A 16,373-nucleotide genomic window follows, 5' to 3' on the forward strand; every position below is an offset into this window, starting at 1 on the left:
CGACTGACACGAGATACGGCTCCCCGAGTCCCGCCGTTGTCGCTGACCTCCCGATCAGGCACGATAGAGATCATGAGCTCAGCCACCCCCTCCCCCGGCGAGAACGACCCCGCGAAGACCTTCCGCATCGGCCACAAGGAACGCGACGAGGCGATCGAGCTGCTCCGCGAAGCCGCCGGCGACGGTCGGATCACGGTCGACGAGCTCGACGAGCGGATGGAGAAGGTCCAGGCCGCGAAGTTCCCCATCGACCTCGACGCGGTGCTCGCCGACCTCACCACCGAGCTGCCCTCCAATCGCTTCCGTCCCACCTCGGCGATCGCGCCCGCCGCCGGCCACGCAATGGCGGTCAACGGCCACGACCGCTTCGACCCGCTCGTCATCAAGGCCGGCTGGGAGTCCGAAGTCCGCCGCGCCCGATGGGCTGTCCCGCCCTTCATCCGCTGCGAACCCTCGATGTCGAACATCGAGCTGAACTTCCTCGAGGTCGAGACCGATCTCGAGGCCATCGAGATCGAGGTCGTCGCCGGCATGGGCTCGGTCACCGTCGTCATCCCAGACGACTGGGCGGTCAACGTCGACCAGCTCTCAAAGTCCTGGGGAAGCGTGAAATCCGTCGTCGACGCCGTTCCGACCGGCCGCCGACCTCTCGTGCGCGTGGGCGGATCGATCGGAATGGGCTCCTTCAAGGCCCGCTTCGCGAACTACTTCGACCGCCGCCGATTGGCAAAATGATGGAACCCGGACTCGGCGCTGTCATCTTCCTCACCGTCTGCATTATCGTCGTCTTCAGCATCGGCGCCTGGCTCGTCTACCGGGTGATGACGAAACCGGGTGCGCACATCGGCTCCCGCCTGCCCAACCACGACCCCCACGCCGAGGCGGCCCCCACCGACCCGCCCGACCGCGGATCCGCTGCGGACCGAACCGAAGCAGACGACCCCGACGACCCCGACAGTCCCGATCACGGTCACCGGCATCCTTGAAAACCAGTCCCCGCCGTGATCGACTTTCACCATGTCTGAGATCCAGATCACGCGCATCGCCGCCGACGATGAGTCTGCGCTGCTGACATGGAACGACGTCATGCGCACCGCCTACACCGAGGCCCGCACCGCCGCCTGGTGGCGCAGCGCCGAGACGACGCTGACCCAATTCGCCCACCCGCGCCCGGGAGGACAGGACATCGCCCTGATGGGCCGCCTCGGCGAGGAGATCATCGGCGGCGCCGAGATCAGCCTCTCCCCCGACACACCGACCGATATCGAACTCGGTGTCCTCTCCGCTCACCGCCGCCGAGGTTTCGGCACGGCCCTCGCCGAGGCGGCCGCACAGTTCCTTGGACACGATGACCGATCCTCGGCGATCGTGCAGACCGAAACCTACTGCCCGGCCGGGGTCGCCTTCGCCAGAGCGCACGGGATGAGCATCGGCAACGCAGAGCACCGGCTGCTGCTCGACCTTCCCGCCTACCTGGAGGCCGATGCGAATCGGTACAAGGATTCGGGTGCGTCGACGGTCGTGCCCGTGATCAGGGAGGACCCGGACTTCTCGGTCACCTCATGGATCGGAGCCTGCCCCGAGGACGTGTTGGAATCCTGGACGCAGCTGCGGGAGCAGATGGATGAGGACGTGCCCGTCGGCGACCTCACCCGCTCCGCCACCCACGCCAGCACCGCGGCGATCCGCAGCCATGAGGAGCGGATGGAAGGGCAGGGCTGGACCTTGGTCAGCTCGATGGCGCACGTGGGCGACCTGGCCGTCGGCTATACGGAGATCATGGTCTCCGCCCACGATCCGCAGATCGTCATCCAGGAGGACACCCTCGTCGACCGTGCCTTTCGAAGCCGGGGGATCGGTCGGGCCCTCAAGGTCGCGAACCTGCGTCAGCTGCCCGCGGTCGCCGCGACCGCCGCGGCGGAATGGGTGCAGACGTACACGGCGACGGACAACGAACCGATGCTCGCACTCAACCGGGACCTCGGGTTCGCCATCGCCGATACGATGACCGCCCTGGAGAAGAAGGTCGACCAGAACTGTCAGTGACGTTCATTTCGACTAGAGTGGGCGATGACCCGTCCGGCCATCGAACCGAAGCAGACCGCTGTGCCCTCAGAACTCCTCATCGCCGTCCTCGTCTTCATCATCGTCGCCCTCGTGACCGTGCTCGTCATCCGCTCCCGCGCGAACAAGGCCCGCCACGACGCCGAAGCGAAAGCACCCGCCGCCCCGCGCGATCCCTTCGCTGCCGATCAGAACACCGGCGGTGACCCGGAGACCATCAAGGCCGGAGACCTCCTCGAGTTCGGCAACGAGAAGTACTTCGTCCGCGGCACCCTGCGCATCTCCGAGGGCGGCTACGACTGGGCCGAACACTTCTTCCAGGCCGACGCCTCGGCGACCCGCATGTGGCTGAGCGTCGAACGCGACCCCGATGTCCAGATCGCCCGCTGGCGCGACCGCCCCGACCTCGACATCGAACCGAAGGCCCGGACCATCACCATCGACGGCACCGACTACGACCTCGTCGAACACGGCACTGCCTCCTACCGGTCCGAAGGCACCACGGGACTGAACGAGAAGGGCGGGGTCGACTACGTCGACTACGAATCCGGCGACGGCCGCCTGCTCGCCTTCGAACGCTTCGACCACGGACGCTGGGAAGTGAGCACCGGAGAGACCATCCCGACCGGCTCGTTCACCATCTACTCCGGCAGCTGATGCTCACTCTCCCCCGCCCGCTCGACGTCCCCTTCACCGACACCAGTGCCGAGGCGCTGCGGCTGAGCCTCGACCACGACCGGATCGCTCCACTGGCCACCCGCAGCGTCGATGTGCCCACCGCAGCTGCACCCACTGACACAGCCTCCGCCCTCGCCGAGGCGGTTCCTGAGCTGACCCTGACACTGACCGTCATCGGTTCCTCCCACCAGGCGATCCTGACCGATGGCGCCGCTGATGCGTTCGTCGAGACCTTCGCCTGCCTCGGCGAGGGGGCCGACGAGTCCTCACCGATCCGACCACTGTGGAACCGCGAAGTCATCCGCCGCGGTCGGTGGGCCGGTTTCACCGAACACCGATTCACCGCGACCCGCACGGGTGTGCACGGAGACTTCCCGGATGCCGCCGCCGAGGTGCTCGCCGCCGGTGCCGACCGTGCACTCACCGCTGACGACCACCTCGCGGTCGCGTTCCCCGGACAGCCCGGCGCACTGACGGCACTGTCGCTGACGTGTGCGGGACCCGAGCGGATAGCCTGGCAGTCGTGGCACTGCTACCCGCAGCATCGGGAGATCGTCCACAGCAGCTCCGAGTTGAGGAGGTCGACATGAGTCAGGGACCGAACGTCTCGATGGGCGGAGGCTCCTTCGACTTCGACCGCGCAGGAGGCGGCGGGAACGGCCCGCAGCGCCCCGGCGGACCACATCGTCCCGGCAGCGGATCGGGGCGGAAGCCGCGCCGCTTCGGCTGCGGAACGATCATCGGAATCGTCATCGTCCTCATCGTCCTCGGCAACGTCTTCCGCGGCTGCGGATCGCCCGCGAGCGCCGACTGCGGTGACTACGACCTGACCAACGGCCAGTACGTCTCGAACCCCGGCAAGGGCGACTACGAGAAGAACGGCAGCAGCTATGACTACGTCGGCTGCGACACCTCACGCTCCGGAGGCGGCGGATTCTTCTTCCTCCCGTTCTTCTCCGGCGGCGGATCGAACTACGGCGACGGCTCGGGCTTCCGCGGCGGCGGACCGGGCACCGGAAAATAGGCACAGCGAAAGGCAGACATGCTCCTGAACTACCTCATCTACGAGACCGGAGTCGTCCTCTCCTATGCGGGCTGCGGGCTCCTCCTCATGGTCATCGGCTATTTCGTCGTCGACCTGCTCACCCCGGGCAAGCTCCACGTCATCCTGTGGGAGCAGAAGTCGCGCAATGCGGCAGTCCTCGTCGCCTCCGACCTGGCCGGAGTCGCGATCATCGTCATCGCCGCCATCCGCGCCAGCTCCGATGACCTGGCCGCAGGCATCCTGTCCACCCTCGTCTTCGGCATCCTCGGCATCATCCTCATGGGAGTGAGCTTCCTGCTCATCGGTCTGCTCACCCCGGGCAGGACCGGCGACCTCATCAATTCCCCGCAGATGCACCCCGAGGTCTGGGTCAACGCCACCGCTCATCTGGGCATTGCCGGCATCATGGCCGCAGCCCTCCTTTGAGCACCTCTGACGAATCCGGTCAGACGTCGGCCGCGGCCGCACCGACCGACTCGACCACGGACACCACCACCGAGGCGGCCCGACCGGTCACGCTGCCGATGCGGCCGGGTCCGGCTCGGTTCTTCGTCCTGCTGGCCGTGTTCATCTGCGCGAGCTGCGGAATGGTCTACGAGCTCGCGCTCGTGGCCTTGGGGTCCTATCTGCTCGGCGACACCATCGTTCAGGCCTCCATCGTCCTGGCCGTCATGGTCTTCGCAATGGGTGTGGGTTCGCTGGCGACGAAACGGCTGACTGGGTTCGCGGCGGTCTCCTTCGCACTCATCGAGGCGGCCCTGGGCATCATCGGCGGGCTGTCGGTCATTCTGCTCTATCTCGCCTTCGCCTTCGCCGATGTCTACACCGTGGCCATGGTGGCCCTCGCGTTCGTCATCGGCGCACTCATCGGCGCGGAGATCCCGCTGCTCATGGAGCTCGTCCAACGCATCCGCGCCCAGAAGGCCTCGAGCGCGGTGGCCGACCTCTTCGCCGCCGACTATGTGGGCGGACTCGTCGGCGGGCTCGCCTTCCCCTTCCTCCTGCTGCCGCTGCTCGGACTGCCGCGCGGCGCGCTGGCGGTGGGGATGACGAATGCGCTGGTGGGCATCCTCATCGTCCTCTGGCTCTTCCGCACCGAGATCTCCCGCACCGCACAGGTCATCTTGGCGGCACTGCTCGTCGTCATCCTCGGCGGGCTCACCGTGGTGTGGATCTACACCGACGACATCGAAGTCACCACCCGGCAGCGTCTCTACCGGGATCCGATCGTGTATTCGCAGCGCTCGGACTATCAGGAGATCGTCGTCACCGAAGCCCGCAAGACCGGCGATACGCGGCTGTTCCTCAACGGGGATCTGCAGTTCGCTTCGGCCGACGAATACCGTTATCACGAAAGCCTCGTCCATCCGCTGCTGGACGGTCCGCGCCGCAACGTGCTCGTCCTCGGCGGCGGCGACGGCTTGGCCGTGCGCGAGATCCTCAAATACCCCGACGTCGCATCCATCACGCTCGTCGACCTCGACCCGAAGGTGCTGGAACTCGCGAAGACCTCGGAGCACTTCACCGCATTCAACGACGATTCCCTCGACGATCCGCGGGTGAAGACGATCGCCGCCGATGCCTTCACATGGCTGCGGGAGGCGAAGCATTCTGCCTACGACGCGGTCATCGCCGATCTTCCCGACCCCGATGATGTGGCGACGTCGAAGCTCTACAGCATCGAGTTCTACGGGCTCATCCGCCAGGTGATGTCCCCGGAAGCGCGCCTCGTCGTCCAGGCCGGCTCCCCTTATTTCGCCCCAGAGGCCTATTGGGGCATCGGTGAGGCCGTCGCCGAGGCGGGACTGTCGACGACTCCGTATCACGTCGATGTCCCCAGCTTCGGTGATTGGGGATATTTCCTCGCCGATCTCGGCGGCGAGGGCCCCGAGGTGTCCGTGCCCGATGATGCCCCGAGCGGGTTGAAATTCGCCACCTCCGAGGTGCTCGCCGCCTCGACGACGTTCCCACCGGACCGTGATCGCGCGTCTGTGGGCACGGTCGAAGCTTCAACGCTGCTGCATCCGCGGGTCCTCGATCAGGAACGCGGCGCCTGGGTCGGATACTGAATTCGTCTGACACGGGCTTCTCACAACGGGCTTCTCACAACGGCGTCCGACTGCGGCAGAGGGCCGACCCACACGGGTCGGCCCTCTGCCGTTTCTCTGTCGGTGTTGCCTCGTTGTCGTGGTCAGCCGGCCATGAGGCTGGCCAGGCCGCCGACGATGCCGAAGGAGATTCCGAGTGCCCATCCGAGGACGAGGAGTCCGAGGAAGACGAGGCCCAGGATGAAGCCCCACTTGCCCATCTCGTTGTCTCCGTACGCGGCTTCTCGTGAACGCTTGCGCGCCATGTGTCCGGTGATGATGCCGATGACGGGTCCGATGAAGTTGAATCCGAGGAAGGTCGACAGACTCGCCACGAGCGAGACGATGCCGAGCACCTTGCCCGGATCCTCCTCGGTGCGTTGAGCATTGGCCGTATACGGATTCGGGTAGGTCTGCGGTGCCTCGTACTGTCCGGTGGACGGGTGGGGGTACTGTCCCGCGGAGGTCGGATCGAACTGATCGGGCGTCGGGCCGGGTGCTGCGTTCATGGTGCTGGTCTCCTCTGTATCGGCTGTTGGCACCAGCCTAGGAAGACCTCGCCGACCGCCGACAGGGACCAATCCCCCGACCTGGAGGGGGTTTTCCCGACATTCAGTGCACGTCAACGAGCGCGTGGTCGTCTCGTCCCATGAGGTAGAGAAGCAGTTCGAGCGGTGCCCCGGTGATCGTCGTGGCCTCACCGCTGCCTTTCTTCCCCGCGGTGCGGGTACCGAAGCTCGGTGCTTCGATCGTCACGGGACCCTTCGCCTTCGCGGCAAACGGCAGCAACGCTACCTTCGTCTGCGCCCAGACGGTCACCGTCTCTGCCTTGGACAGCTGGCGCGGAATCCATTCGATCGCGGCCCGGCGGATGTCTTCATGGTGGACGAGGAACTCGGTCGTGTTCATCACCGTCTCCACACCCGGCAGGGCGCCCGGAGTCCACTTCGGAGGTGCGGCGACGAGTCCGAGCAGCCGGCTGAACGGCATCTGCGCGTACTCGTCCTCCTTGGCCCGCAGGCGGTCGGAGAACTTCGGCATGAAGATGCCCGCGGCAGCGCGGGGATGACGTTCGCGGATGACGAGGTGGGTGGCAAGGTCCCTGACGTTCCATCCCTCGCACAGTGTGGGGGCGTCTTCACCCGCGCGGCGGGCGGAGTCGACGAGTCGCAGTCGTTCGGCGCGTGCCAAATTGTCTTTCATACCCGCCAGTCTTCCATCTCCGGCTTGGACTCGCCTGGACGCTTCGTCATCTCACCGCACGGTCGCTTCGCCGGCCTGTCACTTCACCGGCGGGCCCAGGTCGTGACGAAGTCGGCGACGCGGGAGATCGACCGGTAATCGGCGAGCTCGTCACCGCGGGTCGGCCCGTCGGTGACGATGACGACGGGTTTGCCCTCTTTTGCCGCCGTCCTGACGAATCGCAGACCGGACAGCACCGCCAGAGAGGAACCGAGCACCACGATGCCGGCGGCCTCGTCAGCGATCCGATTGGCCTGTTGGACCGTGGCCGCGGGGACGGAATCACCGAAGTAGACGACATCGGGTTTGAGCAGTCCGCCGCATTCGGGGCAGTCGGGGACGATGAAACCGGCGGTGTCCTCGAGTTCGACGTCGCCATCGGGTGCGGTTTCGACGTCGATCGGGTCGATGCCGACTTCCTCGGCGAAATCCGGGTTGAGCTCACTCAGTCTCCGCTGCACGAGATCACGGTCGAACAGGTGGCCGTTCTTCAGGCAGATCACCCGGTCGAGGCTGCCGTGGAGATCGATGACGGGACTCGGCGCCGGCGCTCCGGAATCGTTTCCGCGTTCGGCGGCGACCGCCTCGGCGGCGGATTGGTGGAGGCCATCGACATTCTGGGTGATGATCCCGGCCACCGGCAGCTCGGCCAGGGCGAGGTGGGCCCGATTGGGTCGGGTGCCGCGCATCCGCGGCCAGCCCGTCCATGACCGCGCCCAGTACCTGGCGCGCTGATCGGGGTGGGAGAGGAAGGTCTGGATCGTCATCGGCTTCCGCGGCGGGGAATCGGGTCCGCGGTAGTCGGGGACGCCGGAGTCCGTGCTCATTCCCGCGCCTGTCAGCACCGCCCAGTCCGCATTCGCATGCTGCCTGGTGAGGACGTCGATGATCTCGGCATCGGAGTGGCTGGCGTCCGGACGCACACGTCCGCGCAGGGGGTCGAAGATGACTGCCATGGCTCCACTGTAGACATGAGGGCTGACGGAAGGCACCGGGCGGGGCTAGGGTGGGGCCATGGTCAACGTTCTGCTCGTTCATCATTCCCCGTCCGCTGCGACGGTACGGATCGCCGAGGCGGCCGAATCCGGACTGCGCATGCCCGAGCTCGGCGACATCGACGTCACGGTCCGCCCGGCGCTGGAGGCGAGCGTCGAGGATGTGCTCGCCGCCGACGCCTATGTGCTGGGCACGACCGCGAACTTCGGCTATATCTCCGGTGCCCTCAAGCACTTCTTCGACACCACCTATGACGCGGTGCGCGAGCCGACCGCCGGCAGGCCGTTCTCCTATTGGATCCACGGCGGCTATGACACGACCGGGGCCGAGACCGCGATGAAGCAGATCACGACCGGCCTGGACTGGAAGCTCGCTTTCGATCCCCTAATCGTCACCGGCGAGGTCACGGACGAGCATCTCGAAAGGGCCACGGAGTTAGCCGCCACAGTCGCAGTCTCCACCCCCTAATTGCTACCTGACGGCGGCCCAGCAACCTCGCGCGAGGTTGCTGGGCCGCCGTCAGGTAGCAACGGGGAAGTTTGCGGTGAAAGTACTTTCCAATATGGAAAGTAGTTGGTACTGTGGAATTACTTCCACAGAGCAACCCCCAATCAGAGGAACCGACATGAACGCCGACCCCACCCCACACCAGGCTGCAGATCTTCTCAACCAGGTCGAAGCGAACCAGTCCCAGGCGCGCAGCGGCGATGCGTGGCCGCTGGTCACACTGCTCTTCGTCCTCTCTGCCGGGCTCTCCGTCGGACTCATGGCCATCGGCATCATCGACGACAACACCACCCAGCTGATCATCGCCGGAGCCGGACTGAGCTGGATCATTCCCGCCCTGGTCGTCTACCTCGCCAAGGCCCTGTCCTGGAGCCGCCGCTCCACGGCCCTGCTGCTGACATGGCTGGGCGTCATCATCGTCGCCTTCATCGCCGGCGTCATGGCCGATTCGTTCGCAGCCAGCGGTCCGATCCCGTTCATCGCCGCAGGACTGCTGTGGGTCGCCGCCCCGGTCTTCTCCCTGCTGGCCCTGCGCCGCTGAGGAGGGACCGACGATGACTGCGAAACAGAACTCCGCAACCGAACCAGAGGACGCGTACACCGAAGACGAAACGATCCCCCACCTCGGCGACTCTCTGACCCGCCTCGAACCGGAGCTCAACAACCCCACGCGGCTCGGCATCGTCTCGAGCCTGAAGAACCGGGACAGAGCCGAGTTCAAACTGCTGCGCGACAGTCTCGGCGTCTCCGATTCCGTGCTCTCCCGGCACATCACCGCACTCGAGAAGGCCGGAATGGTCGAGGTGAAGAAAGGGTACGTGGGCAAACGCCCGCGCACCTGGGTCTCGATCAGCAAAAACGGGAGCAGACGACTCGAGGCGCACATCCAAGCACTGCGGGAACTGGCCGGAGCATAGCCCTGGAAATCACTATTCCCCCTGGTGAGAAGATCGGCTAGGGTGAGGGAAACCGATGCTGGGAGGCATGATGACCACACCGACGAGCACCGAGATCCCGTTCCTCGAACTCCACGAAGTCTCAACACTCATTCGGACCAGGCAGCTGACCTCGCGCGAGGTCACCGAAGCGATGCTCGAACGCATCGCCGACCTCGAACCCCGGCTCCAGGCCTTCGCCACGGTCATGACTGAATCCGCCCTCGCCGAGGCCGACCGCGCCGATGCGCTCCTGTCCCGCGGGAACTGGCTCGGCGATCTGCACGGTGTCCCCGTGGCGGTGAAGGATCTTGCGAACACCCACGACGCACCGACCGGTGCAGGTACCACGATCCATGCCGACTTCCGACCAGATTACGATGCCACCGTCGTCGCTCGACTGCGAACCGCCGGAGCCGTCATCCTCGGCAAACTGCGTCTGACCGAGGGGGCGTTCGCCGGTCACCATCCCGACCTGCCGACCCCGGTCAACCCGTGGGATGCCGACGCCTGGTCAGGGGTGTCCTCCTCGGGGTCCGGTGTGGCCACTGCAGCCGGTCTCTGCTTCGCCGCTCTCGGCTCGGACACCGGCGGATCGATCCGCCTTCCGTCCTCGGCCAATGGCGTCACTGGGCTCAAGCCGACCTGGGGCCGGGTCTCCCGCCACGGCATCTTCGCACTCGCCCCCAGCCTCGATCACATCGGGCCGATGACCCGCAGCTCCCGTGATGCCGCGATCGTGCTACGGGCCATCGCCGGTCACGATCCGGCCGATCCCACCTCGTCGCTCGAACCGGTACCGGACTACCCGCAGACGTTGCGCGTCGACCGCGCCCCGGTCGTCGGTTTCGACCGCAAGCTGGCCGAAGAGCACTTCGACGCCGCGACGAATGCGATGCTCGAGGACACCATCGAAACGGTGACCGACCTGGGCTGGCGGGTGCTCGAGGTCGAGACTCCCGGATTTGAGGCCGCGGCCAAGGAATGGACTGCTCTGTGCGCGGTCGAGACCGCCGGTGTCCACTCGGAGACGTACACGGCCCGGGCGGACGAATACGGTCCCGACCTGTCCGGTCTCATCGAGATCGGGCGCGGACTCTCCGCCATCGACTACCACCGGCTGCTCGAATCGCGGAGAGACTTCACCGGCCGAATGCGCACCCTCATGGCCGATATCGATCTGCTCCTGCTGCCGGGAATCGGCGTCGGCTCACCGACGATCGCGCAGATGGCGAACCTGGGTTCCGACCAGAAGCTGTTCGCCGCGGTCACCGTGCCGACGGCACCGATCGACAACTGCGGAATGCCGTCGATCACTCCGCCCGCAGGGTTCACCGAACGGGGCACTCCCCTGGCAGCCCAGTTCGTCGGCGGTGACTTCCAGGAGGCGCACGTTCTGGCCGCCGGTCACGCCTTCCAGCAGGTCACGGACTTCCACACCCGCCACCCCGAGTTGTAGACGCAGCACCGCAGCTCACTTCGCCGCGCTGCGGGCCACCATCTCCGTGATCCAGGTCGGGGCGAAGGGTGAGGTGCAGCCGGGCGAAGTCGGGTAGTCGCGGAGCACGCCGAGGCGCTCTCCGATGTCGATGGCCCGGTTCCGCAGGTCCGGGTTCTCGATGCCGATATAGGACAGCGTCTCGTTCATCGCCCACTGCAGACGTTCGGGTGCCTGCGCCATCTCCGCTTCGATTGTGTCCAACAGTCCGGACAGTTCGAGGCCATCGGGTTTCCGGTTCACCCGCTCGCTCGTCAATGCCCATCCGGCGGAGGCAACCACCGGGTCCGGATCGTCCATCCAGTCCCGGCGCAGCGCCTCGGCGTGGGGCGACTTCTTGACGATGTAATTGACCAGCCACCCGTGGACCTTCGGGACTCGGGAGTCACGCAGCATCTCATCGAGCTGTGCTTGACTCCAGGCCTTCGGGCGCATGATGAGAATTGCGACGAGGCGGGCCGCGGTGTCTCCCGTCGCCCAGCGTCCAGCGGCGAGGTCATCCTTCTTCTTCAGGTCTTTCGCCACGGCCCGCAGCTTCGTGAGGTTGACCGCGTGGTCGTCGCCGTGGCGGGCGTTGACGGCACGGATCTTCTCATCCTCGAGCGAGGCCAGAGTGGCGAGCACTTCGGTGCTGGTGGTCATGGTGTCCTCTCGATCAGTCGTCAGCATCAACATGAGGTGAGGCATCGAGTTCGGTGTGTGTCTTCTTCGCATTGCTGAAGCCGACGATGACGACGATCATGCCGACGGCGGCACCGATGACGGTTTCGATGGCGCGGGAGGCCAGCAGCTCCGGAACCTGGTGCGGGGCGCCGATCTGAGTCATGAGCAGGGCCAGCGGTGTGATGAAGAGCAGCGCCACCGAATAGTTGCGCAGCACGTAGATCTCGGCGAGGAACTGCAGCAGGATCACCCACACGACCAACTGCCACGCCTCGGTGGGGAACGACAGCAGGAACGCGGTGACGATCACGCCCAGCAGGGTTCCGACCACACGCTGGACGCCGCGCTTGAGACGGGCCGAGCGGCCGGGCGGCGTGATCGGGGCGACCGCCGCGACCATCGCCCAATAGCTGTGGGACAGAAGCGGCAGCACATCGATGAGCAGGGTGCCCAGAACTCCGGCGATGAACGGGGCGATCGTGAATCGGGCGGCATGGGCTACCAGATCAGCCTTGCCCACCGGCGACAGCCCCACCCGAACATAGGTCTCCTTCTCCGGAGGCATGCGTTCCCCGGCTAAGTGGGCAAGCGCTCCGAGACCGATGCACACCAGCGCCGAGGCGGCCGCCACACCCATTGCCACCGGCACCGATGCGCCGCTCGGAATGGATCCGACGGCTCCGGTGGCGAAGATGAAGAAGATCGACCCGCCGGGTTTGAGCCGGAAGCGCAGGGCGATGGCCGCACCCGCGCCAGACACGAGCGAAGTGATGACGACGAGCACCCACACCGAGGCTCCGAGGCTGCTGAGCAGGGCCCCGATGCCCACGCAGACGACGAGGACGGCGGCCGCGATCGACTGGCGTCTGGTCCGCGATCGTGGGGATTCGAAGCGCGCGTAGATGCCGGTGAATGCGCCGAAGGCGGCATAGACGGCGAGGTCGAGGCGGTCGATTCCGAGCAACACGAGGAGCGGGATGGCGACTCCCAGGGCGATGCGGGACGCGGGGATATGGTCGCGTTCGCCCGGTGGGATGCGGAAGAACTCCTGCAGGTGGCTCAAACGGGTTCGGCCTCTTTCGGCATCGGGAACGGACCCCGGTGACGGGATCGCTGAGATGGGATGATGAGCCGACGGCTCCCTTCGATCGTAGTCCGCCGCAGCTGCACTTCGATGTCATCTGCCGACAGGAGTGATCAACCTCGCTCGCCGAGGCGGCCGACCGAGACCGTGAACACCACCGTCACCGTCGACGAGGCCGAATGCGGTCATCCTGTCCCGACCGAACGCGTGCCGCCTGCCGGTTGAGATGGTCACGTTCGGCGAGGCTGCCGGCGCGTTCGGCGGCCCGAGCGTAGAGGTCGGCGGCCGCCTGCGGCTCTCCTGCCCGTTCGCGCAGGTGCGCTTCGACGGCGAAGTAGCGCGGCAGGCTCTCGTCCAGGCCCCGCAGTTCGGTCAGGCCCGCCGCCGGCCCGTCGGCCTCCCCGACGGCCACGGCCCGGTTGAGTCGCACGATCGGTGTATCGCGCAGGGACAGCAGTTCGTCGTACCACTGAACGATCTGCACCCAGTCGGTGTCCTCGACGTTCTGCGCATCGGCGTGGAGAGCCGCGATGGCAGCCTGCGCCTGATATTGGCCGAGTTCGTCCCGGGCAAGCGCCGCCTGCAGGAGATCAATGCCCTCGACGATGAGCCGTCGATCCCACAGGGTGCGGTCCTGATCGGCCAGGGCGATGAGTCGGCCGTCCGGGCCGAATCGGGCGTCGCGGCGGGCGTGGTGGAGGAGCATGAGGGCGAGCAGTCCGTCCACCTCAGCGGAGTCGATCATCGACGTAAGCGTGCGCGTCAGGCGGATCGCCTCGGCGACGAGGTCGACGTCTCCCGAGTGACCTTCGTTGAACACGAGGTAGAGGGTGGTGAGCACCGAGGACAGGTCACCGGGTCGGTTGAGCCGCGCCCCTGCGATCGTGGCCTTGGCGCGGCTGATGCGCTGGGCCATCGTCGGCTCGGGCACCATATAGGCTGCGGCGATCTGCTTCGTCGTCAGTCCACCCACCGCCCGCAGGGTCAGGGCCACCGCCGAGGCGGGGCTGAGGTCGGGATGGGCGCAGAGGATGTAGAGGTCGAGGGTGTCATCGGCGTTCGGGACGCCGTCGGTCCCGGGTTCGGACGAGGTTCCGGGTGCGGCGAGGGTGGCGGCCATGACCCGTTCCTCGCGTTTTATCCGCGATCCTTCGGATCGCACGGTGTCGAGGAACTTCCGCCATGCCACCGTCACGAGCCAGCCGCGTCGGTCACGGGGCGGGTCGGTAGGCCACGATCGCAGTGCTTCGATGAGCGCGTCCTGAACGGCATCCTCGGCGGTCGGGAAGTCTGCTCCACGGCTGACGAGGATGCCGATCACGGCGGGGACGAGCTCACGCAGCTCCGCCTCGGCGAGGGGATCCGGATCGATCATCGCGGACTCCGTTCGCGTCCCTGCTCACTCGTCCACGCTGGGTGCGTGGTCGAGGAAGGGGCGCAGTTCGAGCCATTCGTTGATCGGCTCCCCGCCCTTGCCCGGGGCGGCCGACAGCTCGCCGGCGAGTTCGAGGGCGCGGTCGTAGCTGTCGACGTCGATGGCCATCCAGCCGGCGATGAGGTCCTTCGACTCGGGGAAGGGGCCGTCGGTGACCGGAGGCTCGCCCGGTCCGCCGGACTGGACGAAGGTGCCCTCGGGCGAGAGCGCCTGGGAGTCGACGAATTCGCCGGATTCCTTGAGCTTGTCGGCGAAGGCGTTCATGTACGCCACATGCGCGTCGACCTCCTCGGGACTCCACTGATCCATCGGGGTGTAATCCAAATACTGCTCCGGCATCCGATAGTGCTTGAGCATGAGGTACTTGGCCATGATGGTCTCCTTGTCTCGTGCCGCTCGCACGGGTTGTGCTCGCTGACATGTCTGGGACGCAGCCGGACAGGTGTTCTCGACATCAGCGCCGAAGAAGTCTCGATCTTCTTCGGCGCCGAAGCCGAACACAGTCCCAGAATAGGCCGACGTGTCCGTCCTGGAACATGCGTCACCGGATCCGAACACGAATCGGCCCAGGTCACGGCTCCGCGCTGAGAGGCTTGTCTTGTACGAAACACCGACAGCCTTTTGCACACGAGACCAGGAGCAGATCATGAAGGCACAGACACTTCTCAAGACCATCACCGTTGCCGGAGCCGTCGCCGCGACCCTGACGCTCTCGGCCTGCGATATGAATATCACCTTCGGCCCCGAGGGCCAGGGGCAGGAGCAGGGCCAGGGACAAGACGGCCAGCAGAGCCAGGAGCAAGACGAGAACACCGAGACGACCGCAGAAGAACCGGCAGCGGATTCGGAGTCCACCTCGGACTCCGCCGGTTCGGACTCCACCGGACCGGATTCGACGGGCACGACGGATAACGGCACCACCGACACCGGCACCACCGACAGCGACGGATCCACGGATTCGTCCAGCGCCTCCTCGGCGAGCGATTCCTCCACATCGAACGGATCGTCATCGAACGGCTCCTCGTCGTCGAGCGGAACGACCGACAACGGCTACCAGGGTCCGCGCATCGGCGAAGACGGAGTCGAACTCGACGCCGACGGCAACGGCAAGATCCCCGCCGACGTTCTCGAGGCGGACATCAAGAACGCCTACGCCAAGCAGGGCACCACGGTCGACACCGTCGACTGCTACTCCGACCTGCGCATCTTCTCCCACAGCGGCTCGCAGAACTGCACCGTCACCGCTGCCGGCACGAATCACTACGGCACTGTGAAGATCACCTCGGCGTCGCAGTCCGGCATCGGCTACAGCCTCGAATTCCCGAACATCTGAGCCGTCCGCCGAGCCCGCGAAACGTACCCCTCGAGGGTCTCGCATCCCCGAATCGGATTCCCCTGGTCATCCCGGCCAGGGGAATCCGTTCGTCGCGATCTGGAACAACTCTGCACTTTCCGTTGTTGTGCCCAATGTGCGCGTCGGCCGGGCTGCGCGTCGGCCGGGCTGCGCGTCGGCCGGGCTGCGCGTCGGCCTCGAGGTTTCGGCCAGCCGAGCCCATGTCAGATTCGACAATCTCACCAATCACAACCGACAAGGAGCACCATCATGGCACTCTCGGACAAGAAGATCGCGTTCCTCCTCACCCGCGGCGTCGAGCAGGTCGAACTGACCAGCCCCCGCACAGCCCTCGACGAGGCCGGAGCGACGACCGTCATCGTCTCCCCCTCAGAGGGGACTCTGCAGGCGATGGAAGGCGATTGGGAGCACGCGAAGACCTTCGACGTCGACGTTCCCGTCGCCGAGGCCTCGGTCGATGACTTCGACGCCCTCGTCCTGCCCGGCGGCACTCTCAACGCCGATGCCCTGCGTCTGAATGAGGACGCAGTCAACCTCGTCAAGGCGTTCTTCGCCGCCGACAAACCGGTCGCGGCCATCTGCCATGCGCCGTGGATCCTCGCCGAGGCGGGAGTGGCCAAGGGACGGAAGCTGACGTCGTTCATCTCGACGAAGACCGACCTCATCAACGCCGGAGCCGAGTGGACCGACACCGAGGTGGTCGTCGACGGCAACCTCATCACCTCCCGTGACCCCGGCGACCTCGACGCCTTCAACAAGGCAATCGCTGATAACTTCAGCTGACC

Annotated in this window: 21 protein-coding genes; 14 read left to right on the forward strand and 7 right to left on the reverse strand. The window is 66.2% G+C overall.

Features of this window, described 5'->3' with window-relative positions:
• Positions 1–72 precede the first annotated feature (72 nt).
• Genes BLIN9172_RS13940 through BLIN9172_RS13975 form a run of 8 tightly spaced genes read left to right on the forward strand, consistent with a single transcriptional unit; the run spans position 73 to position 5,856 of the window.
• Complete coding sequence (locus tag BLIN9172_RS13940) at positions 73–735, forward strand: DUF1707 SHOCT-like domain-containing protein (protein WP_101555592.1); 663 nt, start codon at positions 73–75, stop codon at positions 733–735.
• Positions 732–986, forward strand: a complete 255-nt coding sequence (locus BLIN9172_RS13945) for a hypothetical protein (RefSeq protein WP_145997971.1) — start codon at positions 732–734, stop codon at positions 984–986. The genes BLIN9172_RS13940 and BLIN9172_RS13945 overlap by 4 nt, the downstream gene beginning before the upstream one ends.
• A gap of 31 nt (positions 987–1,017) precedes the next feature.
• Positions 1,018–2,046 (forward strand): GNAT family N-acetyltransferase, encoded by a 1,029-nt coding sequence (locus BLIN9172_RS13950; protein WP_101555594.1) that lies wholly within the window; start codon positions 1,018–1,020, stop codon positions 2,044–2,046.
• Between the two features lie 24 nt (positions 2,047–2,070).
• Positions 2,071–2,721, forward strand: a complete 651-nt coding sequence (locus BLIN9172_RS13955; protein ID WP_101555595.1) for a DUF4178 domain-containing protein — start codon at positions 2,071–2,073, stop codon at positions 2,719–2,721.
• Entirely contained in the window at positions 2,721–3,332 is a 612-nt protein-coding gene (locus tag BLIN9172_RS13960) for a DUF2617 family protein (protein ID WP_101555596.1), read from the forward strand. The genes BLIN9172_RS13955 and BLIN9172_RS13960 overlap by 1 nt, the downstream gene beginning before the upstream one ends.
• Positions 3,329–3,766: a hypothetical protein gene (locus tag BLIN9172_RS13965; protein ID WP_205751082.1), complete on the forward strand. Its 438-nt coding sequence runs from the start codon at positions 3,329–3,331 to the stop codon at positions 3,764–3,766. The genes BLIN9172_RS13960 and BLIN9172_RS13965 overlap by 4 nt, the downstream gene beginning before the upstream one ends.
• A gap of 18 nt (positions 3,767–3,784) precedes the next feature.
• Positions 3,785–4,213, forward strand: a complete 429-nt coding sequence (locus BLIN9172_RS13970) for a DUF350 domain-containing protein (RefSeq protein WP_051505309.1) — start codon at positions 3,785–3,787, stop codon at positions 4,211–4,213.
• Positions 4,210–5,856, forward strand: coding sequence for a polyamine aminopropyltransferase (locus BLIN9172_RS13975; RefSeq protein WP_240812221.1), 1,647 nt, complete (start codon positions 4,210–4,212; stop codon positions 5,854–5,856). The genes BLIN9172_RS13970 and BLIN9172_RS13975 overlap by 4 nt, the downstream gene beginning before the upstream one ends.
• Positions 5,857–5,978: 122 nt before the next feature.
• On the opposite strand, the gene BLIN9172_RS13980 is transcribed toward BLIN9172_RS13975, so the two are convergent.
• The 3 genes from BLIN9172_RS13980 to BLIN9172_RS13990 all read right to left on the reverse strand — a co-directional run bounded on the left by BLIN9172_RS13980 (position 5,979) and on the right by BLIN9172_RS13990 (position 8,072).
• Entirely contained in the window at positions 5,979–6,383 is a 405-nt protein-coding gene (locus BLIN9172_RS13980; RefSeq protein WP_101555597.1) for a DUF4190 domain-containing protein, read from the reverse strand.
• A gap of 103 nt (positions 6,384–6,486) precedes the next feature.
• Positions 6,487–7,077, reverse strand: coding sequence for a TIGR03085 family metal-binding protein (locus BLIN9172_RS13985; RefSeq protein ID WP_101555598.1), 591 nt, complete (start codon positions 7,075–7,077; stop codon positions 6,487–6,489).
• Positions 7,078–7,160: 83 nt separating this feature from the next.
• A complete protein-coding gene (locus BLIN9172_RS13990) occupies positions 7,161–8,072 on the reverse strand; it encodes a Sir2 family NAD-dependent protein deacetylase (protein ID WP_101555599.1) in 912 nt (303 codons plus the stop codon).
• Positions 8,073–8,130: 58 nt separating this feature from the next.
• On the opposite strand from BLIN9172_RS13990, the gene BLIN9172_RS13995 reads away from it, so the two are divergent.
• The 4 genes from BLIN9172_RS13995 (at position 8,131) to BLIN9172_RS14010 (ending at position 11,013) form a co-directional block, all read left to right on the forward strand.
• On the forward strand, positions 8,131–8,580 hold the full coding sequence (locus BLIN9172_RS13995; protein ID WP_101555600.1) for a flavodoxin family protein: 450 nt from the start codon (positions 8,131–8,133) through the stop codon (positions 8,578–8,580).
• A gap of 157 nt (positions 8,581–8,737) precedes the next feature.
• Entirely contained in the window at positions 8,738–9,160 is a 423-nt protein-coding gene (locus tag BLIN9172_RS14000) for a hypothetical protein (RefSeq protein ID WP_101555601.1), read from the forward strand.
• 13 nt (positions 9,161–9,173) lie between these two features.
• On the forward strand, positions 9,174–9,536 hold the full coding sequence (locus BLIN9172_RS14005) for a winged helix-turn-helix domain-containing protein (protein ID WP_101555602.1): 363 nt from the start codon (positions 9,174–9,176) through the stop codon (positions 9,534–9,536).
• A 67-nt stretch (positions 9,537–9,603) separates the two neighbouring features.
• Positions 9,604–11,013: an amidase gene (locus tag BLIN9172_RS14010; protein WP_101555631.1), complete on the forward strand. Its 1,410-nt coding sequence runs from the start codon at positions 9,604–9,606 to the stop codon at positions 11,011–11,013.
• Positions 11,014–11,028: 15 nt separating this feature from the next.
• Here the strand turns inward: BLIN9172_RS14010 and BLIN9172_RS14015 are convergent, their stop codons facing one another.
• The 4 genes from BLIN9172_RS14015 to BLIN9172_RS14030 all read right to left on the reverse strand — a co-directional run bounded on the left by BLIN9172_RS14015 (position 11,029) and on the right by BLIN9172_RS14030 (position 14,606).
• Positions 11,029–11,694 (reverse strand): DNA alkylation repair protein, encoded by a 666-nt coding sequence (locus BLIN9172_RS14015; protein WP_101555603.1) that lies wholly within the window; start codon positions 11,692–11,694, stop codon positions 11,029–11,031.
• Between the two features lie 13 nt (positions 11,695–11,707).
• The gene (locus BLIN9172_RS14020) at positions 11,708–12,778 is read right to left on the reverse strand and encodes an FUSC family protein (protein WP_101555604.1); all 1,071 of its coding nucleotides are present in this window, start codon (positions 12,776–12,778) and stop codon (positions 11,708–11,710) included.
• A gap of 181 nt (positions 12,779–12,959) precedes the next feature.
• Positions 12,960–14,174: an RNA polymerase sigma factor gene (locus BLIN9172_RS14025; protein WP_101555605.1), complete on the reverse strand. Its 1,215-nt coding sequence runs from the start codon at positions 14,172–14,174 to the stop codon at positions 12,960–12,962.
• Between the two features lie 24 nt (positions 14,175–14,198).
• The gene (locus tag BLIN9172_RS14030) at positions 14,199–14,606 is read right to left on the reverse strand and encodes a YciI family protein (protein WP_101555632.1); all 408 of its coding nucleotides are present in this window, start codon (positions 14,604–14,606) and stop codon (positions 14,199–14,201) included.
• Positions 14,607–14,880: 274 nt separating this feature from the next.
• Between BLIN9172_RS14030 and BLIN9172_RS14035 the strand changes: the two genes are divergently transcribed.
• On the forward strand, positions 14,881–15,567 hold the full coding sequence (locus BLIN9172_RS14035) for a hypothetical protein (protein ID WP_101555606.1): 687 nt from the start codon (positions 14,881–14,883) through the stop codon (positions 15,565–15,567).
• A gap of 270 nt (positions 15,568–15,837) precedes the next feature.
• Entirely contained in the window at positions 15,838–16,371 is a 534-nt protein-coding gene (locus BLIN9172_RS14040; RefSeq protein WP_101555607.1) for a type 1 glutamine amidotransferase domain-containing protein, read from the forward strand.
• Positions 16,372–16,373 lie beyond the last annotated feature (2 nt).

It is taken from the genome of Brevibacterium linens ATCC 9172, assembly GCF_900169165.1.
Lineage (GTDB): Bacteria > Actinomycetota > Actinomycetes > Actinomycetales > Brevibacteriaceae > Brevibacterium > Brevibacterium linens.